This window comes from Methylobacterium sp. J-048 (assembly GCF_022829515.1).
In the GTDB taxonomy this organism is placed as follows: Bacteria; Pseudomonadota; Alphaproteobacteria; order Rhizobiales; family Beijerinckiaceae; genus Methylobacterium.
The window spans coordinates 1-19942 of sequence record NZ_JAKSYL010000157.1 but is presented as its reverse complement, the minus strand read 5'-3'; the positions used below and the strand labels follow the sequence as shown (position 1 = coordinate 19942).

Annotated in this window: 21 protein-coding genes; 6 read left to right on the top strand and 15 right to left on the bottom strand. The window is 70.4% G+C overall.

Annotation, left to right across the window (positions count from 1 at the left end; translation table 11 throughout):
* The first annotated feature begins 109 nt into the window (after nt 1–109).
* Both MKL09_RS15635 and panE read left to right on the top strand, forming a co-directional pair.
* A complete protein-coding gene (locus MKL09_RS15635; protein ID WP_244021514.1) occupies nt 110–517 on the top strand; it encodes a type II toxin-antitoxin system VapC family toxin in 408 nt (135 codons plus the stop codon).
* A 63-nt stretch (nt 518–580) separates the two neighbouring features.
* On the top strand, nt 581–1525 hold the full coding sequence (gene panE, locus MKL09_RS15630; protein ID WP_244021512.1) for a 2-dehydropantoate 2-reductase: 945 nt from the start codon (nt 581–583) through the stop codon (nt 1523–1525).
* 21 nt (nt 1526–1546) lie between these two features.
* Here panE and MKL09_RS15625 read toward each other — a convergent pair whose 3' ends face one another.
* A complete protein-coding gene (locus MKL09_RS15625) occupies nt 1547–1729 on the bottom strand; it encodes a hypothetical protein (RefSeq protein WP_244021511.1) in 183 nt (60 codons plus the stop codon).
* 157 nt (nt 1730–1886) lie between these two features.
* Between MKL09_RS15625 and MKL09_RS15620 the strand changes: the two genes are divergently transcribed.
* Nucleotides 1887–3245, top strand: a complete 1359-nt coding sequence (locus MKL09_RS15620) for an RsmB/NOP family class I SAM-dependent RNA methyltransferase (RefSeq protein ID WP_244021720.1) — start codon at nt 1887–1889, stop codon at nt 3243–3245.
* A gap of 432 nt (nt 3246–3677) precedes the next feature.
* Nucleotides 3678–5075, top strand: coding sequence for a methyl-accepting chemotaxis protein (locus MKL09_RS15615; RefSeq protein ID WP_244021509.1), 1398 nt, complete (start codon nt 3678–3680; stop codon nt 5073–5075).
* Nucleotides 5076–5103: 28 nt separating this feature from the next.
* Here MKL09_RS15615 and MKL09_RS15610 read toward each other — a convergent pair whose 3' ends face one another.
* The 4 genes from MKL09_RS15610 to MKL09_RS15595 form a co-directional block, all read right to left on the bottom strand.
* Nucleotides 5104–6336 carry a peptide ABC transporter permease gene (locus MKL09_RS15610; protein WP_244021507.1) on the bottom strand — a complete coding sequence of 411 codons (1233 nt, stop codon included), beginning with the start codon at nt 6334–6336 and terminating at the stop codon, nt 5104–5106.
* Between the two features lie 115 nt (nt 6337–6451).
* The gene (locus tag MKL09_RS15605; protein ID WP_244021505.1) at nt 6452–6976 is read right to left on the bottom strand and encodes a DUF2937 family protein; all 525 of its coding nucleotides are present in this window, start codon (nt 6974–6976) and stop codon (nt 6452–6454) included.
* A gap of 69 nt (nt 6977–7045) precedes the next feature.
* Nucleotides 7046–8059: a WD40 repeat domain-containing protein gene (locus MKL09_RS15600; protein WP_244021503.1), complete on the bottom strand. Its 1014-nt coding sequence runs from the start codon at nt 8057–8059 to the stop codon at nt 7046–7048.
* Nucleotides 8056–8730, bottom strand: coding sequence for a YoaK family protein (locus MKL09_RS15595; protein ID WP_244021501.1), 675 nt, complete (start codon nt 8728–8730; stop codon nt 8056–8058). The genes MKL09_RS15600 and MKL09_RS15595 overlap by 4 nt, the downstream gene beginning before the upstream one ends.
* A 207-nt stretch (nt 8731–8937) precedes the next feature.
* Here MKL09_RS15595 and MKL09_RS15590 point away from each other — a divergent pair, with 207 nt between their 5' ends.
* A complete protein-coding gene (locus MKL09_RS15590; RefSeq protein WP_244021499.1) occupies nt 8938–9372 on the top strand; it encodes a response regulator in 435 nt (144 codons plus the stop codon).
* A 25-nt stretch (nt 9373–9397) separates the two neighbouring features.
* Complete coding sequence (locus MKL09_RS15585; protein WP_244021497.1) at nt 9398–9796, top strand: photosystem reaction center subunit H; 399 nt, start codon at nt 9398–9400, stop codon at nt 9794–9796.
* Nucleotides 9797–10040: 244 nt separating this feature from the next.
* Here the strand turns inward: MKL09_RS15585 and MKL09_RS15580 are convergent, their stop codons facing one another.
* The 10 genes from MKL09_RS15580 to proB form a co-directional block, all read right to left on the bottom strand.
* Complete coding sequence (locus MKL09_RS15580) at nt 10041–10670, bottom strand: DUF2939 domain-containing protein (protein ID WP_244021719.1); 630 nt, start codon at nt 10668–10670, stop codon at nt 10041–10043.
* Between the two features lie 24 nt (nt 10671–10694).
* Nucleotides 10695–11237 carry an RNA pyrophosphohydrolase gene (locus tag MKL09_RS15575; protein WP_244021495.1) on the bottom strand — a complete coding sequence of 181 codons (543 nt, stop codon included), beginning with the start codon at nt 11235–11237 and terminating at the stop codon, nt 10695–10697.
* Nucleotides 11238–11300: 63 nt separating this feature from the next.
* Nucleotides 11301–12536: a divergent polysaccharide deacetylase family protein gene (locus MKL09_RS15570; RefSeq protein WP_244021493.1), complete on the bottom strand. Its 1236-nt coding sequence runs from the start codon at nt 12534–12536 to the stop codon at nt 11301–11303.
* Nucleotides 12537–12709: 173 nt separating this feature from the next.
* Nucleotides 12710–14050 carry a S41 family peptidase gene (locus MKL09_RS15565; RefSeq protein ID WP_244021491.1) on the bottom strand — a complete coding sequence of 447 codons (1341 nt, stop codon included), beginning with the start codon at nt 14048–14050 and terminating at the stop codon, nt 12710–12712.
* Nucleotides 14050–15417, bottom strand: a complete 1368-nt coding sequence (locus MKL09_RS15560; RefSeq protein WP_409566934.1) for a murein hydrolase activator EnvC family protein — start codon at nt 15415–15417, stop codon at nt 14050–14052. The genes MKL09_RS15565 and MKL09_RS15560 overlap by 1 nt, the downstream gene beginning before the upstream one ends.
* Nucleotides 15418–15423: 6 nt before the next feature.
* A complete protein-coding gene (rlmH, locus tag MKL09_RS15555; protein WP_244021489.1) occupies nt 15424–15918 on the bottom strand; it encodes a 23S rRNA (pseudouridine(1915)-N(3))-methyltransferase RlmH in 495 nt (164 codons plus the stop codon).
* 153 nt (nt 15919–16071) lie between these two features.
* The gene (gene rsfS, locus MKL09_RS15550) at nt 16072–16422 is read right to left on the bottom strand and encodes a ribosome silencing factor (protein ID WP_244021488.1); all 351 of its coding nucleotides are present in this window, start codon (nt 16420–16422) and stop codon (nt 16072–16074) included.
* Nucleotides 16423–16588: 166 nt separating this feature from the next.
* Entirely contained in the window at nt 16589–17158 is a 570-nt protein-coding gene (locus MKL09_RS15545; RefSeq protein WP_244021715.1) for a nicotinate-nucleotide adenylyltransferase, read from the bottom strand.
* A gap of 52 nt (nt 17159–17210) precedes the next feature.
* Nucleotides 17211–18509 (bottom strand): glutamate-5-semialdehyde dehydrogenase, encoded by a 1299-nt coding sequence (locus tag MKL09_RS15540; protein ID WP_244021487.1) that lies wholly within the window; start codon nt 18507–18509, stop codon nt 17211–17213.
* A 161-nt stretch (nt 18510–18670) separates the two neighbouring features.
* Nucleotides 18671–19786, bottom strand: coding sequence for a glutamate 5-kinase (gene proB, locus MKL09_RS15535; protein ID WP_244021485.1), 1116 nt, complete (start codon nt 19784–19786; stop codon nt 18671–18673).
* Nucleotides 19787–19942 lie beyond the last annotated feature (156 nt).

Genomic DNA, 19942 nt, shown 5'->3' with positions numbered 1-19942 from the left:
ACCTTCAGGCCGCTGAGGCCGTGGCTCTGGTCCGGACGATCCGGGCCAAAGCGCGTCGTAAGCTGCTTCCCGACAGCACCCCGATGATCAGGGCAGACCGCGAAGGACGATGATCGTCATTGATGCCTGCGTCGCTGTAAAGTGGTTCTTGCCGGAGCCACAGAGCGATTTGGCAGAGACGGTCCTGCTCGCTGAGGATGTCCGGATTGCGCCGGAGCACATTCTTGTGGAAGTTGGGAACACACTTCTGAAAGCCTATCGGTCAGGCACAATCACGCTCGATCATGCGCGGGCCGCGATCGCGGCCCTGGGCAAGCTCGTCCAGCTCCGTCCGATCCACGCGATTGCGGACGCAGCGCTCAATACCGCGCGCGTTGTCGGATGTACCCACTACGATGCGCTTTACGTGGCCGCGGCTGAACGTTGGGACGGCGTCCTGTTGACCGCAGATGCGAGACTAGTTCGGCAGCTTCAAACGGCGCAGTGGACCGCCCGTCACCGTCTTCTCGGATCTTGATTTGATCGCGGGAGGCGCTCACGACACCGAACGCCGCCGTTTTTCTCGCCCCGGAGACACCCAATGCGCACCCTGATCGTCGGAGCCGGGGCGACCGGTGGCTATTACGGGGCGCGGCTCGCCGAGTCGGGGGCGGACGTGACCTTCTTGGTCCGGCCGGCGCGGGCCGAGAAACTGGCGGCGAACGGGCTCGTGCTGCACTCGCCGCTGGGTGATCTTCACCTTGCGGCGCCTCCCACCGTCACGGCCGATAAGCTGGGGCAGGCGGGCGCGTTCGATCTCGTCGTGCTGTCCTGCAAGGCCTACGACCTCGACAGCGCTCTGGCCGATTTGGCGCCCGCGGTGAGCGAGGGGACCGCGATCCTGCCGCTGCTGAACGGCCTGTCCCATCTCGATGCCCTCGACGCCCGGTTCGGCGCGGAGCGGGTCCTCGGCGGATCCTGCGCCATCGCGGCGACCCTCGCGCCGGACGGGGCGATCCGGCACATGAGCGAGCTGTGCAGCATCACCTACGGCGAACGGCACGGGTCGCGGTCGCCCCGGATCGAGGCGATCGACGGGTTGATGCGCGGCCTGAAGTTCCAGGCCCGCCTCAGCGACGTGATCCTGCTGGAGATGTGGGAGAAGTGGGTGTTCCTCGCGAGCCTCGCGGGCGCGACGACCCTGATGCGGGCCGCGGTCGGCGACATCGTGGCGGCACCCGGCGGGGCCGCCTTCATCGCCGCCCTCCACACGGAGTGCACGGCGATCGCGGCGGCGAGCGGGTTCGAGCCGCGCGGCGTGGTCGCCGAGCGGGCCCGGGCGCAACTCACGGCTCAGGGCTCGACCTTCACGGCGTCGATGCTGCGCGACATCGAGAATGGCGGCCGGATCGAGGCCGACCACGTCATCGGCGACCTGATCGCCAGGGGGCGCCGGCTCGTCCCGGAGGCGGCGTTCCCGGCGCTGGAACGGGTCTATGCCGGCCTCAAGGGCTACGAGGCCCGGCGGGCGCGGGAAGCGGCCTGAGCCGCGCCCCGCATCCGGCCCTCAGTAGCGGCCGGGCGGCGGCGGGGGCGGGTTGCCGTATTCGAGCTGCGTCTTGGCATCCAGCGGCCGGCGCGGCGGTGGGGTGAGGTCGGGGGCGGCCGGGGCGCTCGCGCAGGCGGCGAGGGCGGCGGCGGCGAAGCCGGCGAGAGTCAGAGAACGAGCCACGCGAACGACGGAAGACATGATCTGAGGCACTCCCGGGCATGCCCCCTTGGCGGAACCCACTGGCCCGCGACGGGAGGATGCCATACGACACGGGCCGGCCCCGTGTCGCGGGACCGCCCACGATCCGGTCTGAACCGGGATCGTGCTGGAAGCTCGGCCGTACCGTGGCGGCATCGTGGGCCAAGCGTGGCCGTTTCGCGTCGGCCTCGACCCATTCAGAAGGATCCGGACCCTGACCCCCGCCGCCCGCTGCTCCGCTGCCATCGAAGTCCTGACCGATATCACGGAGCGCCGCCGCCCGGCCGCCGACGCGCTGAAGGATTGGGGCCTCGCGCACCGCTTCGCCGGCTCCGGGGACCGGGCCGGGATCGCCAGCCTGGTCTACGACGCCCTGCGCCGGCGGGCCTCCGCCGCCTGGATCATGGGCTCGGAAGCGCCGCGCGCCGTGCTGATCGGCTCCCTGCGGCTGCAGCAGGGCCTCGCCGCGGCCTCGGTGGCCGCCCTGTTCTCGGGCGAGCGCTTCGCCCCCGAGCCGCTGAGCGACGACGAGCGCGCCCGCCTCGAATCGGGGACGCTGGACGCGGCCCCGCCCGAGGTGGCGGGCGATGCCCCGGCCTTCGTGCTACCCGAGCTTCAGGCCGCGCTGTGCGACGCGCTGATCCCCGAATTGAAGGCGCTCGCTCGGCGCGCGCCGCTCGACATCCGGGTCAACGCCCTGCGTGGCAGCCGCGACGACCTGATGCCGGCGCTCGCCGGATACGAGGCCGCCCCGACCCCGCATGCGCCGCTCGGCGTCCGGGTCCCGATCGGCGCCGATGGCCGCGGCCCGGCGCTCCATGTCGAGGCCGAGTTCCTGGACGGCTGGTACGAGATCCAGGACGAGGGCTCGCAGCTCGCCGCCCTGCTGGCCGACCCGCAACCGGGTGAGACCATCGTCGATCTCTGCGCCGGCGGCGGCGGCAAGGCCCTGGCGCTGGCCTCCCAGACCCGGAACGGCGCCCGCCTGATCGCCACCGACGGCGATCCGCGCCGGCTCGCACCGATCCACGAGCGCCTGCGCCGGTCCGGCGCCGAGGTCGCGGTGCGCACGCCGCGCAGCGGCAAGGCCCGGGCCGACGTGCTGGAGGATCTCGACGGCACAGTCGACCGGGTGCTGGTCGACGCGCCCTGCACCGGCTCGGGGACCTGGCGGCGCAACCCGGACGCCAAGTGGCGGCTGCGGCCGGGCAGCCTGGCGCTGCGCGTCGCCGAGCAGAGCCAGGTCCTCGACCGAGCGGCCAAACTAATCCGGCCCGGCGGGCGGATCGTCTACATCACCTGCTCGCTGCTGCCTGCGGAGAACGACGCCGCCGTGGCCGGGCTGCTGTCGCGCTGGCGCGGCCGCTTCGATGCCGTGCCGGCCGAGACCGTGCTGGCGGCCGGACCGCCGAGCCTCGCGACCGCCGTGCGCCAGACCGCTCACGGCCTACAGATGACTCCGTTGCGGACCGGGACCGACGGCTTTTACGTCTCCATGATCACCCGGCGCAGCTGAACGGCCGCTGCGCCGGAGCAAGGACGGCATCTCCTCCAGCACCGCCTTGGATATTGCAATCTGGGCGATGATCGGAGAATTAGATTGTGCATCGTTCGCATTCCGAAAATCGTCAGCCGATTTTCGGGGCGCGGGACCTGATAAATATTCCCCGTCGACGAGCGATATTCATCATTAAATCTTGAATTAGCTTTGCAAAATGCGGCTTCTGGTTTCTTGGTGTGGCAACGTTCTTAATTGCTTGTGAGTTTGTGCGGCCCCACTTGTCCGATCCTGGAAAGTCGCTAGCTAAAAGTGTCTCACACAACTCCCCCGGCACTGTCGCGTGCAGAGGGAGAACTTCCGGGAACCGGGAGTCCTGTGAGGTGCTCTAACGCGGGCACGAAGCCAGCTTCCGTGTCATCGGTCCTTCAAGCGCCAGCCGGATCCGACATGTCCCAGCCGACGACCGACCTGCTGCACACGATTCAGGCCATGGCCGAACGGGTCGGCCGCCTCGGCATCGAATCGGCCGATATTTCGGGCCGCATCGATCAGGTGACGGAGCGCGCCGAACGGCAGCAGGACCAGCTGGTGGCCGTCACGGGCGCGGTCCAGGCGATGGCGGAAGCCAATGCGCGCATCGCCGAGGCGGCGGTGACGACGCGGGAAGCCTCGACCCAGGTCAGCGCCGCGATGGAACAGAGCCGGGGCACCGTCAGAAGCGCCTTGGAAACCATCAACGGGCTGGTGGTCAGCATCGGACAGGTCGAAGGCAAGCTGCCCGGCCTGCGGGATTCACTCGACCGGGTCTCGTCGGTCTCCCGCGACATCAAGAAGATCGCCGGACAGACCAACCTCCTGGCCTTGAATGCGACCATTGAGGCCGCCCGTGCCGGCGATGCCGGCCGGGGCTTCGCCGTCGTCGCCGCCGAGGTCAAGGCGCTCTCGCTCCAGACAGCGAACGCCGTCACCACGATCGAGGCCACCTTGAGTGCGTTGAGCGCGCAGATCGCCCTTCTGGTCACGGAAAGCCATGACGCCGCGACGGTGGCCGAGGCCGCACGTTCCGATTCCGGCGTGTTCGGGACCGCCCTCGGCCAGCTCGATCAGGTCAACCGCGATCTGGCCCAGGTGCGCGATCGGGTGGGAGACATCACCCGCGCCGTGACCGAGAACGAGGTCCGGTCTCGGACCGTGCGCGAGGACATCAGCCAGATCGAGGGGGAGGCGCGCGCGTCGCTCGTCGATCTCGAAGCGGTGCGCGAACGGACGAGCGGTCTCCATGCGATGAGCGAGGATATGATCACGCTCACGGCCGAGGCCGGGGTCGAGACCGTCGACACGCCGTTCATGGACGCCGCCGTGCAGACGGCCGAGCAGGTTTCCAGACTGTTCGAAGACGCAGTTGCGCGGGGCGAGATCACCGCGGATGCCCTGTTCGATACGGATTACAGACCGGTGCCCGGCGTCGAGCCGCCGCATTACCTCACGCGGCATACCGATTTCTGCACGCGCCACCTGCAACCGATCTTCGAAGAGATCGTCGCCGCTTCGCCGCAGATCGTGGCCTGTGCCGCCGGCGACATGAACAACTACTATCCGACCGTCAACGCCGCCTTCGCCAAGCCGCCGACCGACGACCCGGTCTGGAACGCAGCCCATTCGCGAGCCAGGACCCGCCAGCTCGACCGCACCTCCCTGGCCCAGATGACCAGCGACAAACCGGTGCTGGTCCAGACCTACCGGCGCAACATGGGCAGCCGGTTCGACATGATGAAAAACGTCTCGGTGCCGATCCGGGTGAATGGCCGCCGCTGGGGCGCCTTGCGCTTGATGGTGAAGGCGTAGAGCTGTCTTCCGACTTTCAGGACGAGGCTCAGTTCTCCCGCAGCCGGTGCAGCTTGGCGACCTTGGGGCGGCTGGTCCGGAACTGGCCGCGCTCCACCGCCACGAACACCACGATGGCGATGGCGATGATGCTCAGCCACCAGATCGCCGTGAGGCCGACGCCGAGGCACGCCACCGTGAAGGCGGCGGCAAAGCACCCCATCGCCCCCGGGATCAGGGCCGGAATGTCGCGGCCGCCCCGGCGGATCGAGGCGTAGAGCGCGAAGGCGGCGGCGAGCGCGCCGACGATGCCGAGCTCATACCAGAACTCGAACAGCGCCGTGGTCGGCGCGTTCAGAGGCAGCAGGCCGACGAGGCGCCCGCGGAGCGCCGTCTCGAAGCCGTGGCCGGTGATGAGCCGAACCGGATCGGCGGTCACCACCTTCTGCCAGCTCTTCAGCGACAGCGCGGCCGGCGACAGCGGCCCGAGCAGGGCGGCGCCGATCGGACGGGCGAGGAACGGCAGCAGCGGCGCCACGGCCAGCAGCGCGGCCGAGATCGTCGCGGTCAGCATCACGCCGAGCTTGGGCCGATAGCTCGTCACCGCGAAGGCCAGCGCCCCCACGGCCAGGGCGGCGATCTGCGTGACGTCCGGCTGAACCGTCAGCGCCAGGGCCACCAGCAGGGCGAGCCCCAGAGCCTCGCGGTCGCGCCGCCGGGACCGGAGCCAGGCGAGCGCCGGCCAGACCAGCAGGATCAGCAGGATCAAGCCGCGGTCGAGGGCGCCGTCGTCGTCGATGCCGGGGGGCGCCAGATGGGCGCCGAACAGCCCGAGAACGATCGCCACGATAGACCCGGCCACGACCCCGAGCGGCAGCAGATAAAGGTTGGCCGAGCGCATCCGGTCGGGCAGGGCGAAATAGCCGAGCAGCGCCAGCCCGATCGTGGCCGCGAGGTTGGCCAGACGCTCGACCGCCGGCCCGAAGAACGGCGTCCAGGTCAACGACAGCACCGACCACAGCACCACCAGCATGCCGGCCAGGAAGGCCGGCGCCGTGAGCAGCCGCGACACGCCCGGGCGCACCGGACGCTGGCGCCGGTCGATCGCGCTGGCGATGATCAGCAGCACCACGGCGATCGGCGCCAGGATCACGGTGGCGCGGCGGGCGACCTGCGCCAGCACCGGCAGGATGACGAACAGGCCGAAGAAGCCGACGCGCCGCAGCAGGGCGGCGGCGTCGAGCGCCGGATCGATCGTGGTGGAGTTCGACGCGCGCGGCATCTTGCGCCTTATCCCGGACCGTGGTGGCCGGATCACGTTCGATACGCAAGCCCCGCGCAAGCCGCTGTAGACCCTGGGCAACACTCCCGGGTCCGCGCACTGCCTTGCGACCGAGTCAGGCGGTGCGGGTGGTCTCGCGCGGGCGCCGGCGGGTCAGGCGCAGGCCGAGATCGGACACGACACGCCAGCCGCCCCAGGCGGCGAGAAACCCGATCAGCCCGGCGGCGAGGCCGTCGGCATTGGTCGGGACGGCGGGGCTGAAGTCCTGATAGGCGGCCTGCGCCACCGGCACGTCCGGGTCACGCAGCATGGCCACCACCTTGCCCAGCGGACTCGTGGCCGAGGCCAGGGCCTGTTGCTGGGAACTCAGGCGGGCGAGTCGGGCGATGTCGGCCTGGGCGGCCTCGCCCCGCCGGGCGACGAGCTGATCGGGATTCGTGCGCAGCCGGTCGACTGCGCCGTCGCGGGTGGTGCCGGTCGCCTGCGCGTCGGATTCCAGCACCGCCACCTGCCGGCGCAGCTCGTCGACGGCGCCACCGATCCGCTGCGCGTATTGCTGCGCGAATTCGGGGGCCTGCGCGGCGATCACGCCGCCGAGCAGGCCGAGGGCGAGGCCGAAAGTGCGGAACACGCGGAACACGTCAAACCCTCCAGCCGGGCGACTCGATGAAGCGGAAACAAAGCATGGCTGTCGCCCGGAGACAAAAACTCAGGCCGGCAGGGTCAGCAGTCCGGCTTGGCCGTCGCCACAGCCGAACAGCAGCCGGTTGCCGCGCGCGTCCCAGGCCAGCGCGGTGATGCCGCTGCCCTGCACGGCGCGCCGCACCAGCAGCTCGGAGGCGTCGGTGAAGCGCACCAGCAGGATGCAGCCATCCTCGTAGCCGACCGCCAGGACCGGCGCTTTCGGATGGAACGCCACCCGCGAGACCCGGGCCGGCCGGACGCCGCATTCCCGCGGCGCCTTGCCGGTGGGGCCTTCCTTGGAGTCGAACGGCCAGACGATCGCCGCCTCGGCGCCGCCTGTGGCGAGCCAATGCCCGTCCGACGACCACGACACCGACCGGACCTTGCCGGGATAGCCCGACATCCGCATGTGGCCGCGATCCGGCTGCAGGCGCCAGCCGTGCAGGGCGTTCTCCTGCATGGTCGAGACCACGAAGCGGCCGTCCGGCGACCACGTGACGTCGATATGCGAACCCTTCCAGGTCACGACCTCTGCGGGGGTCTCGAGGTTCGGGAACCACAGGCTGACGCCGTTGTAATGCGCGACGCCAAGCCGGTAGCCCTTCGGGGCGAAGACAAGGCCGCGGGCGGTGGACGGGGCGGTGAAGCTCTTCTCCCGGCCCTTGGTGTCCCGGGCCACGACCGCGCGCCCCGCCGACCAGGCGACGGCGCCGTCCGGGTGCAGCGCCAGGGCGTCGATCCAGGCGCCACCCTTGGCGACACCGAGTTCCTGGGTCGCGCCCCCGGCCCGGATCTCGACGACGCGGCCGTCGTCACCGCCGGTGACGAGGCGGTCGGGGCTACCGGCCGCCACCAGGATCCCGCTGTCGGGATGGGCCGCGATGCGCACGAGGTCGTCACTCTGCACCAGGGCGACGGTACCGTCGCCGAGGGCCAGGGCCGGCGAATCCTTCAGGAAATGCGCCGCGACCACGTGGGCGCCTGCTTCCAGCGGCGCGACGTGGTCGGTGAGGGACGGATGGCTGACGGACTCGCTCATGGGGACTCGACTTTCTTGGCCCGCGGGCCGGCGCGCAGGACCAGCACCGCGGTGATGAGCGCGAGCACCCCCGAGACCGCCGCCGGCGCGACCAGGGCGTAGAGGGCGAACGCTTCGTAGGCCAGCCCCCCCAGGAGGGCGCCCAGCAGCAGGGACAACCAGACCAGCCCGTCGCCGATCCACCCGAACGGGTCACCCGTCCGGGTGAGCGCCCTGGCGATCTTCTGGCCCAGGCTGAACAGGGCTCCGGTGACGAAGGTGGTGCCGGCGCGGAACCCCTGCACCTGCGCCAGCACGGCGTTCTGCGCCCCCATGGCGACGGCCACGAAGAACGCGGCGAGCCCCAGCTCGGGCGAGGCCAGTCCCAAAGCCAAACCGCCGAGGATCAGCAGCGATTCGTAGGCCAGCACCACCGGGGTGGTCCAGCGCTGCGGCACCAGGATCGCCAGCCCGCTGCCGAGGATCGAGCCGGTCAGGAAGGCGACCAGCAGGATCGCCGGCAGCAGCATCCGGTGCGGCTGGGCCTCGGCGCCGAACACCGCGAGCTGCGTGGTGTTTCCGCTCATGAACGAGGTGTAGAGCCCGCCGAGCCGCATGAAGCCCAGCGCATCGACGTAGCCGGCGAGCCCCGTGAGGAGCAGGCCGGTGCCCAGCTGCCAGGACCGGTTCACGAATCCGCCCTCCCGCCGCAATCCGGTAACGCACCGTTAACCATTTCGGACGCTCCGTTCACCGGCAGCGGGGTGGGGTTAACGGCCCATGCACCAAGTCGGAGCAATTCGATGCAATCACCGCGAACGCCGGAGCGCAGGGGCCCGTTGCTCCTTCGATCCGGCGCGGGGCTACCGCGCCCCCGCCGGGTGAGTGGGAGTTGCGTCATGATGCCGTTCGCCGCCGCCTTCGCCTGCCCGTCCATGCCCGCCCTGGACTCGGCCGCCCCGACCATCCTCGTGGTCGAGGACGAGCCGACCGTCTGCGAGCTGGCCGCGGAGGCGCTTCTCGAAGAAGGTTATCGGGTGCTCACCGCCGCGGATGCCTGGGAGGCCGAGGCGATCCTGGCGCGGGAGAGCGTGGACATGCTCTTCACCGATATCGACCTCGCCCGCAACACGAACGGCCTGGCGCTGGCGCGCCGCGCCCGCAGCGTCTGCCCCGATCTGCCGGTCCTCTACACGTCCGGCGGCCGGGCCTGCCTGTCGCCCGCCGACGCCGTCTCCGAATCGGTGTTCGTCCCCAAGCCGTATCGGCCGAGCCAGCTCGTGGCCCTGACCAACGACATGCTGCGCGCCGCGCACCCTCACCACCACGCCTGACCCCGGATTTCCAAGGAACCCCGCCATGCGGCGCCCGCTGATCGCCACCGGCCTCGTCCTCGCCCTCACCACCTCCGCCCTGGCGGCCCCGGCCACCTGCGACGTGAAGGGCGCCCAGATCGAAGAGGGGATCGCCGCCAAGAAGGAATTGCGCCAGGACGCCAACGAACAGACGGTGCGCGACCTGCGCACCCTGCGCGACGCGGCGATCGTGCTGGAGACCTACAAGTTCCCCGGCGAGTGCGAGGTGCTGCTCGGCATCGCCAAATCGCTGCTGGCCAACCCCGACAAGACGATCGTGCAGGGCGGCAACACCGACGAGGACGAGGCGGAGAGCCTGGTCGAGGCGCGCGAGCCAAAGGCGAAGGCGCCGGCGGACGAGAAGGCTCCGGTTGCCAAGGCGCCGGCTCCGAAGGCGAACTGACGGCGGGGGGGCACCCCGCGCAGCCGGTATCGACGGTCTTCCCTACAATTCACCTCATCCTGAGGTGCGAGCGCAGCGAGCCTCGAAGGGGCCCTCCAGTCTGCTCGCGATCCCTGGAGGGCTCCTTCGAGGCCTCCGCTGCGCTCCGTCGCCTCAGGATGAGGGCGTGGGTGGAAGTGCCCTGATCCGACGGATTCGTGGTGCAGGTCGTGGTACCGCGACCATCACCAGCCCGAACGCAGCATCACCGCTCCTCTCCCGCGCTCGCCCCGAGCTTGGCCCGCGCCAGCGCCCGCCCCAACTTGGCGGCGATCTGTTCGCGCAGGATGTCGGCCATCTCGATGTCGACCAGCCGCCAGCTCAGGCCCCTCAGACGCAGGCGGATCCGGGTGCGCTCGGCCCGGGGAGCTTCGGGCGGGATCGGGATCACCACGGCCCGGAAGCCGCGCATCTCCAGGGCGGTATAATAGGGCAGGAGCCGCCCGGCGCTGCGGATCGCCAGGCCCTCCGGCTTGAGCGCGGCGGGGCGCTCGATGTCGAGCTTGTCGGGCCAGCCGTTGTCGAGGAGGTCCATCACCGTCTCGGGCGTGACCAGGGTCTCGGCCAGTGCCAGAGCCAATCCGTAGGCCACGTCGTTGAGGCGCTGCCGGTCGCGGGGTTCGAGGTCCAGGTCGGTGTCGGAGGCGGAGCGTATCGCTCCGGTGATCTGGCGGACCAGGGACAGCCGCAGCGTCCGGAAGTTCACGTGGCCCTCGATATAGGCCACGTCGTGCCGGCGCACGGCCTGCGCCAGATCGTAGAGCGACCAGAGCGGGCTCACCGTGAAGGCGAGCCACGTCAGAGCGAGCGCGAGCGGGATCGCGAGCCAGCGCACCACCCTACGATCCCGTCCGAGCGATCACGGCCGCGAAGCCCAGCTCTCGAGACCGGCGAAGGCCGCAACCACGCCCTCGTAGGCCGGGCGCTTGAACGGTACGATCAAGTCCGGCAGCTCGGAGAATCGCGCCCAGCGCCAGGCGTCGAACTCGGCCTTGTGAGCGCCGCCGCCGGGGCTCAGCACGTCGATTAGGTTCTCGCTGCCGAGGAACCCATAGGCGAACCATTTCTGGGTCTGGCCGCGATAGCGTCCCTTCCAGGCCTGCTTCGCCACCGCCGGGGGCAGGTCGTAGCTCAGCCAATCCGGAATCTCGCCGAGCGGGCGGACCGCGTCCGGCGGCACGTTGGTCTCCTCGTAGAGTTCGCGCAGCGCCGCGACTCGCGGGTCCTCGCCGGGATCGATGCCGCCCTGCGGCATCTGCCACATATACGGGCCGGCGACGTGCTCCGGGCCGGCCTCCTTGGTCCGGCGCCCGACGAAGACGCCGCCCGAGGGCGCGATCAGCGCGACGCCCACGCAGGGGCGGTAGGGCAGCGCGGCGTCCGAGTCGGAATCTGTGGTCATCGGCGGCGACCATAGGTCAGGCGCAAGTCGCGCGGCAACGCCGCTGGCACCGAAAGCACGCGGTCAATTGGCGGTGCTGACCCGCTTCTCCACCGGGCCGCGCAGGGCGACACTCGCCGGGACCAGGCGGATGCCGCGGGTATCGAGGTCCCGGGCCCAGCGGGCGATCCGGTCGACGCTGAGCGCCGCACCGCTGGCCGAGACCAGGGCGAACCCGGTGACCCGCGCCCGCGCCTCGGCTTGGGCGAGCGCCGCGTCGATGGCGTCGGCGCGGGGCACCGCGTCGAGGACGAGCTCGGCCCGGGCGACCGGGGTGCGGGTCTTGTTGGTCAACGCGGGCTTCGGACCGGTGCCGTCGTCGAGGAAGCCGAGGCCGCGGGCGCCGATCTCACGCAGGATCGGCTCGAAGGCCGGGTCGGCCATCATCTTGGCGCCCATGAAGTTCGCCACGCCGACATAGCCGGGGAAGCGGGCGAGCGACCAGGCGAGGCGGTCGGAATTCTCCAGGCCCTTCAGGGCGGTGAGCAGGGTCTGGGGGCCGGGATCGCTGTCGGGATAATCGAACGGCTCCATGGGGAGCTGGAGGAAGACCTCGTGGCCGGCGTCGCGGGCGCGGGCGGCCGAGCGCTCGGCCTCGGCGCCGTAGGGCAGGAAGGCGAGGCTCACGGCTTGCGGCAGGCGGACCGTCGCGCCGGCGGTGGCAGCCTGGCCGACGCCGAGGCCGGTGACCAGAATCGCGATCCGGGGGCCGCTGCCGGGCTCCTCGGCCCGGGCGTAGACGTCGAGGGCGCGCACCCGACCCTCGCCGAGTTTCGGCATGGTCCCGTGGCGGCCCTGCTCGCTGATGCGGGGATCCGGGGCCGGGGTGAGCCGGGGCGCGTTGGCCGGCGGCACGCGGATCACCACGGCCTCGCTCGGGCCCGAGCCGGGCGGACGCACCACGGTGACGCCCGAGGCAGTCTCGATCTCCTCGGCGCTGCGCTGCTGCGAGCCCCCCGCGTTGACGACCACGGCGCCCTGCGGCTCCGAGACGGCCGCCACCGGAGCGGGAGCGGATCGCGACAGGGGCTCGCGCAGCGCGATGGCGACTTCCACACGCGGCTCACCGCCTTGGGGATCGCCCAGCGCCAGCACGAGCCCGCAGGCCGCCAGCAACCCGCCGGCGATCACGCCCGCAGCCACCTTGGGCCGGCGCAGCGGCGCGACGAGGCGCCCGAACCGGCCCTCGGGCCGCTCCGGCGCTTGCGCCTCGGGCACCCCGAGGGGGCGCGTGAGGATATCGTCGGTGGGTTCGGTCAAGCGGCACTCGATGCGGATTCGCGTCCCACGCCCGATAGCAGCGGCGCAAATCCTGGCGATCATTGCCGGCCGGTATGGTTAATCTTCCGCTAACGTCTCGAACCGGCACAAAAAAGCCCTGCCCGGCAGGCCTGCCGGACGGGGTTTTTGGCACTTGGATCGGTGGAAAACGATCAGTTCGGCACGCTGGGCTTCTGCTGCTGCGGCGCCTGGGTGCCGTTGGCGGCGCCCTTCTGGATGCCGTGCAGGAAGTCGATCGCCGACAGGAGCTGCTTGTCCTTTGCCGGGTCCGGCGGGATGTAGGCGGAGGACCCGCCGCGCTCGTCGGTGTCCTTCTGCTTCAGGTGGCCCTTCAGCCCGGCCTCGCCCTTGGTTTCGTCCTTGCCCTTCAGCTCGTCGGGCACCTCCTGCAGCACCTCGACATCCGGCTCGATGCCCTTCGCCTGGATCGAGCGGCCCGACGGCGTGTAGTAGCGCGCCGTGGTGAGCCGCAGGGCGCCGGAGCCGCCGAGCGGGATGATCGACTGCACCGAGCCCTTGCCGAAGGAGCGCGTGCCCATGATGGTCGCGCGCTTGTGATCCTGCAGGGCGCCGGCCACGATCTCGGAGGCCGAGGCCGAGCCGCCGTTGACTAGCACCACCACCGGCTTGCCCTTGGTCAGGTCGCCGGCTTTGGCCGAGAACCGCTGGGTCTCATCGGGGTTGCGGCCGCGGGTGGAGACGATCTCGCCGCGGTCGAGGAAGCCGTCCGAGACCATTACGGCCTGGTCGAGCAGGCCGCCCGGGTTGTTGCGCAGGTCGACCACGTAGCCCTTGAGCTTGTCGGCCCCGATCTCGCTCGACAGCTTGTCGATGGCCGCACGCATGCCGTCGAAGGTCTGCTCGTTAAACTGGGTCAGGCGGATGTACCCGATATCCCCGCCCTCGACCTTCGAGCGCACCGGCTTGATCTTGATCACATCGCGGGTGAGCGTGACGTCCAGCGGCTCCTTGGCCTCCTTGCGGGAGATCTTGAGCTTCACGGCCGAATTCACCGGGCCGCGCATCTTGTCGACAGCCTGGTTCAGGGTCAGGCCCTGGACCTGGTCGTCGTCGATCTGGGTGATGATGTCGTTGGCGAGCAAGCCCGCCTTGGCGGCCGGCGTGTCGTCGATCGGCGTGACGACCTTGATCAGGCCGTCTTCCATCGTGACCTCGATGCCCAGCCCGCCGAACTCGCCGCGGGTCGTTGTCTGCATGTCACGGAACGCCTTGGCGTCCATGTAGCTCGAATGTGGGTCGAGCGAGGTCAGCATGCCGTTGACGGCCGCCTCGATCATCTTCGACTCGTCCGGCTTCTCGACGTAGTCGGTCCGGACCTTCTCGAACACGTCGCCGAACAGGCTGAGCTGGCGGTAGGTCTCGGCCGAGGCGGCCACGGCCCGCGGTCCCGACAGGATGTCGGTCTGGGTCGCCACCATCGAGGTCCCGGCACCCAGGAAGGCGCCGAGCATGATCAGGGATGTCTTGCGCATCAGCCGCGAACCTTCTCGCCAAGTATCTTGTCACTGGGGCTCTTCGCCCACCACGGCTCCGGATCGACGGAGCCGCCATCCTTTTTGAACTCGACGTACAGGGTCGGTTCGCCGTCGGACCCGGGCGAGCCCGCGCCACCCTCGCCCATGCTGCCCACCGGTTCCCCCGCGAGCACGAACTGGCCGACCTCTACGCTAATCTGATCCATCCCCGCCAGCAGAAGATAGTAGCCATCGCCGGCGTTGATGATCAAGAGACGCCCGTAGGACCGGAACGGCCCGGCGAACTTCACCCAGCCGTCGGCCGGGGACGAGACCAGCGCCTTCGGCCGCGTCGTGAAGGAGACGCCGCGGGTGGTCCCGCCATTGCCGTCCGGCTGATTGAAGGCCCGCGCCAGCCGCCCGCTGACCGGCCGCGGCACTTCGCCCCGCGCTTCCGCGAACGGCACCTTCGGGGCCAGGCGGGCGGGATCTCGGAAGCCCGCCGCGGCGAAACGCTCCTGCGTCACCCGGGCCTCGCGCTCGGCAGCAGCCTTCGCCTCGTCGGCCGAGCGCCGGGAAGCGTTGACCTCGGCCTCGGTGCGGTCGAGCAAGTCCTTCAGGGATTTGGCCTGGGCGCCGAGATCGGCCGCGCGCTTGCGCTCCGCCGTCAGGCCGCTCTCCACATCCGCTTGCCGGGCCCGCCGGGCGGTGACGAGGGCCTGGAGCCGCTGCTGCTCGCGGGCCCAGCCGGCGAGGTCGTTGGCCAGCCCCTCCTTGTCCTGCGCGATCAGCCCGCGCAGGCGGATCATTTCGGCAAGATCGGCGGCCAGGGTATCGACCTCGCCGCGCAGCTCCGGCACCACCGCGCCGAGCAGCATCGAGGTGCGGATCACCGCCAGCACGTCCTCCGGGCTCACTAGCACGGCCGGGGGCGGCCTCCGGCCCATCCGCTGCAGCGCCGCCAGGATCTCGGCGACGATGCCCCGGCGGGCTTGCAGCGAGCGCCGGATCGCGGCCTCGCTCTCGATCATCGCCTTCAGGCGCTCTTCCAGGCGGCTCAACCGGTCCTCGGTGGCCTGCGCCTGGCGGCCGGCATCGAGCAGCGCGCTGTCGAGCTTGGCCCGGTCCGAGCCGATCGCCGCGATCTCGCTCTCGAACTGCGCCCGCTGGCCGGCGCTGGCGGCGAGCGCGTCCTGAACGCGCTTGAGGTTCTCGGCCCGCCGCTCGCGCTCCTCGGTGGCACGCTGGATCTTTTCGGATTCTGCGTTGGCGGCCGGATCCTCGGCCCGCGACGGCGCGGCCGTGCCGGCGAGGGCGATCAGCACAAGGGCGCGGAGGGTTGGACGCTGGAAAAAGACGCCACGGGCGAGGCCATCGAACCGCACGGCGCCCTAGCCCGGCTCGCCGCGGTGATACGGGTGGCCGGCCAGGATGGTCAGGCTGCGATAGATCTGTTCCAGGGCGAGCACGCGCACGAGTCCGTGGGGCAGGGTGGCGGCCCCGAAGGACAGGATCAGCTCCGCCTTCGTCCGAATTGAGGCGTCCAGGCCGTCTGGCCCGCCGATCGCCACCATCAAGGCCGGTCGGCCGGCATCGCGCCAGCCGGCGACACGCTCGGCCAGGGCCTCGCTGGCGATGTCCGAGCGTCCGCGCTCGTCATAGGCGACCAGCACCCCGCCGGGCGGCAGATGCGCGAGCAGGGCGGACGCCTCCTCGGCGCAGCGGTCCGGCGCCCGGCGGGCTCGAGATTCAACGATCTCGACGCTGTCGCAGGCGGAAAAGCCGAGCCCGCGGCCGAGTTGCCCCGCACGGTCGCGATATCGTGACGCGAGCTCGCGCTCCGGGCCGGCCTTCAGACGGCCGATGGCTGCCAGGACGAGGCGCACGGGGGAGGGGTCTCTCGCTGTATTGGGACAGACGTTGCCGCAACGTCATTGCGAGCGCAGCGAAGCAACCCAGCGTGGCGTTACGTCTTGCGATCGCGCGCTGCCCTGGGTTGCTTCGCTGCGCTCGCAATGACGGCGCGGGTTGGGCGATAGCTAGTCGGCCGCCAGACCCAACGGGCGGTCGGCGCCCCACATCTTCTCGAGATTGTAGAAGCCGCGCACTTCCGGGCGGAAGATGTGCACCAGCACGTCGCCCGCGTCGATCAAGACCCAGTCGCAGGCCGGCATGCCCTCAACCCGGGCGTTGCCATAGCCGCGGCTCTTCATCTCCTGGATGAATTTGTCGGCGATCGAGCCGACATGCCGCTGCGACCGGCCGGAGGCGATGATCATCGTGTCGGCGAGCGAGGTCTTTCCGGCGAGGTCGATCGCAATCGTCTCCTCGGCCTTCATCTCGTCCAAGCAGAAGAGGGCGAGCGCCTTCAGGTCGTCCGAGCGCGCCATCCCGGGCTCTTCCGGGACGGGGGCATTGGTGCGGATGGTCTCCGTGCGAATGGTCTCGGGCAGCGTCCTGATTCCTCGTGATGCCGTGCCGCCCTCTCCAGGCGCGCGAACGGGTATGAAATTGGCTGTATCATGCGGCGATTGCAACTGCGTCGCATTCGGGGGCTCAGGTTCCCCGCCCGCCGTTGCGGATTTCAGTCGACGAAAGGGGTGACCGGGGGCCGTGGAGGAACACCCAGGCCGGGGGCGGGCGCGTCGACAGGGTGTGCGCAGCCTCCTCGGGCACCCGCGCCTGAGCCAGCCGATGGGCAGCCCGGGCACTCAGCGGCGTCATGGTGAAGCCCGGCCGGTCGATGATCGCGATCGGCACCAACTGGGCGATCTCGGCGAATCCCTTCCAGCGGTGGAAATTGCCGAGCGAATCCGCCCCCATGATCCAGACGAACTGCACCCCGGGGCAGCGGCGGGTCAGGTAGCGCAGGGTCTGGACCGTGAAGCGCACGCCGAGCGCCGCCTCGATGCCGGTTACCGCGATGCGCGGGTGCCGGGCGATCTCCCGGGCCTGGGCGCAGCGCACCTCCACGGAGGGCAGGGCGATCCGGCTTTTCAGCGGGTTGCCAGGGCTGACCAGCCACCACACCCGGTCGAGCCCGAGCCGGCGCAGAGCCGTCACGGTGACGTGGCGGTGGCCGTGATGGGCGGGGTTGAAGGATCCGCCGTAGAGGCCGATCCGCATGCCGGGGGCGCTCGGCGGCAGGGTCAGCCGCACGCCGGGACTTCCGGCGGGATCACGGGCGGATCTGGCCGCTGCCGTGGACGCGGTACTTGAAGGTCGTCAGCTGCTCGACGCCCACCGGGCCGCGGGCATGCATGCGCCCGGTGGCGATGCCGATCTCGGCGCCGAAGCCGAACTCGCCGCCATCGGCGAACTGGGTCGAGGCGTTGTGGGTAACGATCGCCGAATCGACTTCCGCGAGGAAGCGCGTGGCTTCGGCGCGGTCCCCGGTGATGATCGCATCGGTGTGGTGCGAGCCGTAGGTCTCGATATGCTCGATCGCCGCCTCGATCCCGTCGACCACGCGCACCGCGATGATCGCGTCGAGATATTCGGTGTGCCAGTCGTCTTCCGAGACCGCGGTGACCCGCGGATCGACCGCCTGGGTCTCGGCATCGCCGCGCACGGCGCAGCCGACATCCAGGAGGGTCCGGACAAGGGGGGCCAGATGCGTCGCCGCGCAGGCGCGGTCGACCAGCAGGGTCTCGGCGGCGCCGCAGACGCTGGTCCGGCGCATCTTGCTGTTCAGCAGCACGGCGAGCGCCATGTCGAGATCGGCCGCGGCCGCGACGTAGACGTGGTTGACGCCGTCGAGATGGGCGAAGACCGGCACCCGCGCTTCGGCCTGGACGCGCTCGACCAGACCGCGCCCGCCCCGGGGCACGATCACGTCGATGCAGCCGTCGAGGCCGCCGAGCATCAGCCCGACCGCAGCGCGGTCCCGGGTCGGCACCAGCTGGATCGCGTCGGCGGGCAGGCCGGCCTCGGCCAAGCCCTCGCTCATCGCCTTGGCGATCGCCAGGGCACTGCGGTGGCTGTCCGAGCCGGCGCGCAGGATCGCGGCGTTGCCGGCCTTCAGGCAAAGCGCGCCGGCATCCGCGGTGACGTTCGGGCGGCTCTCGAAGATGACGCCGATGACGCCGAGCGGCACGGCGATGCGCTCGATCAGCAGGCCGTTCGGCCGCTCGATCGCGGCGAGTTGGCGCCCGACCGGATCAGCCAGCGCGCCGACCTTCTCGACGGAATCGGCGATGGCCGCGACCCGGCCGGCATCGAGGGCGAGGCGATCGATCAGAGCGGCGCTCTGCCCGGCTTGACGCGCGGCGGCAACGTCGCGGGCGTTCTCGCGGAGGATTTCTTCCGCATTGGCCCGCAGGCGCTCGGCGATCAACCGCAGCGCCCGATCCTTGGTCTGGGCCGACGCGAGCGCCATGCGCCGGCCGGCGACGCGCCCCCGACGGCCGATCGCCGCCATCTGCTCCGGCAGCGCCTCGGCCTCGGTGAAATCCGATCTCAGGTTCAGGACGGGCACGCTGGCGTCCTCGGTGTTCGAGGGCCGCGGAAACCGGCCCGACAGGGGAATAGGCCGTATTTGCACATCGGGCGATGGGCCTACAAGTGTGCCCGACCGGAGAGCGTGATGGAGATCGAGCGATCCAGGGTGCGCGAATAATTGATCTGACTCAGTTCATTCTAAAACAGCGCCAGATCATCGCGGTGCACCATCCAGGCGCGCCCGGGATAATTGAGCAACTCGGGTATGCGCGCGCTCGGATGGCCGATGATCAGCGCCGCCTCGGCGCTGTCATAGGCCACCAGGCCGCGGCCGAGCACGCGCCCGTCAGGATCGCGGATCATCACCGCATCGCCCCGGGAGAAGCTGCCCTCGATCGCCCGGACGCCCACCGGCAGCAGGCTGGCGCCGCTAAGCAGCGCCTTGGCGGCCCCGGCATCGATGGTCAGCGTGCCGCGCGGCTCCAGGGAGCCGGCGATCCAGGTCTTGCGCGCCGCGGTCGGGGTCGAACCGGACAGGAACCACGTGCAGCGCGCACCCTCGCGCACCGCCTTCAGGGGGTTCTTGCCCCGTCCGTCGGCGATGACGAGGTGGGTGCCCCCCGAAGCCGCGATCTTGGCCGCCTCGACCTTGGTGCGCATGCCGCCCCGCGACAACTCCGAGGCCGGGCCGCCGGCCATCGCCTCGATCTCCGGGGTGATGCGCTCGACCACGGGCAGGTGACGGGCATTTGGGTCGGATTGGGGCGGGGCGGTGTAGAGGCCGTCGATATCCGAGAACAGCACCAGCACGTCGGCATCGATCATGGTGGCGACCCGGGCGGCCAGCCGGTCATTGTCGCCGTAGCGGATCTCCGAGGTCGCCACCGTGTCGTTCTCGTTGACCACCGGGACGGCGCGCATCTCCAGGAGCTTCAGCACCGTCGCCCGGGCGTTGAGATAGCGGCGGCGCTCCTCGGTGTCCTGCGGGGTGACCAGGATCTGACCCGCCACGATGCCGTGATGGCCGAGCGCCTCGGCCCAGTGCCGGGCCAGGGTGATCTGCCCGACCGAAGCCGCGCCCTGGCTCTCCTCGAGCCGCAGGATCCCGGGCGGCAGGCCCAGCACCGTCCGCCCCAGGGCGATGCTGCCGGAAGACACGACCAGCACGTCGACGCCCCGGCCGTGCAACTCGGCGATGTCCTCGGCCAGAGCTGCCAACCAGGCATGGCGCAGCCGGCCGGCCTTGCGATCGACCAGCAGGGCCGATCCGACCTTGATGACGATGCGGCGGAATTCTTCGAGAGCCGGGATCATTGTGTTTCGCAGAGACGGGTCACGCGGTGCGGTTTGGACGATGTCGGCGCGGTTGAACAGCGGTACACCGCGGCCTTGGACAAGGGCCGAGATCGAGTCGTGTCGTAATCAGGACGCCGGATTGTAGGCAGGCACCAGATCGGTGTGGATGAAGTC

Excerpts from the sequence above, each read along its gene's own strand:
- proB (WP_244021485.1), bottom strand. The coding sequence starts at position 19,786 with ATGATCCCGGCTCTCGAAGAATTCCGCCGCATCGTCATCAAGGTCGGA.
- MKL09_RS15635 (WP_244021514.1), top strand. The coding sequence starts at position 110 with ATGATCGTCATTGATGCCTGCGTCGCTGTAAAGTGGTTCTTGCCGGAG.
- MKL09_RS15625 (WP_244021511.1), bottom strand. The coding sequence starts at position 1,729 with ATGTCTTCCGTCGTTCGCGTGGCTCGTTCTCTGACTCTCGCCGGCTTC.
- rsfS (WP_244021488.1), bottom strand. The coding sequence starts at position 16,422 with ATGGCGCGCTCGGACGACCTGAAGGCGCTCGCCCTCTTCTGCTTGGAC.
- MKL09_RS15575 (WP_244021495.1), bottom strand. The coding sequence starts at position 11,237 with ATGACCACAGATTCCGACTCGGACGCCGCGCTGCCCTACCGCCCCTGC.
- MKL09_RS15565 (WP_244021491.1), bottom strand. The coding sequence starts at position 14,050 with ATGCGCAAGACATCCCTGATCATGCTCGGCGCCTTCCTGGGTGCCGGG.
- MKL09_RS15610 (WP_244021507.1), bottom strand. The coding sequence starts at position 6,336 with ATGCCGCGCGCGTCGAACTCCACCACGATCGATCCGGCGCTCGACGCC.
- MKL09_RS15615 (WP_244021509.1), top strand. The coding sequence starts at position 3,678 with ATGTCCCAGCCGACGACCGACCTGCTGCACACGATTCAGGCCATGGCC.
- MKL09_RS15600 (WP_244021503.1), bottom strand. The coding sequence starts at position 8,059 with ATGAGCGAGTCCGTCAGCCATCCGTCCCTCACCGACCACGTCGCGCCG.
- MKL09_RS15590 (WP_244021499.1), top strand. The coding sequence starts at position 8,938 with ATGATGCCGTTCGCCGCCGCCTTCGCCTGCCCGTCCATGCCCGCCCTG.
- panE (WP_244021512.1), top strand. The coding sequence starts at position 581 with ATGCGCACCCTGATCGTCGGAGCCGGGGCGACCGGTGGCTATTACGGG.
- MKL09_RS15545 (WP_244021715.1), bottom strand. The coding sequence starts at position 17,158 with ATGCGGATCGGCCTCTACGGCGGATCCTTCAACCCCGCCCATCACGGC.
- MKL09_RS15585 (WP_244021497.1), top strand. The coding sequence starts at position 9,398 with ATGCGGCGCCCGCTGATCGCCACCGGCCTCGTCCTCGCCCTCACCACC.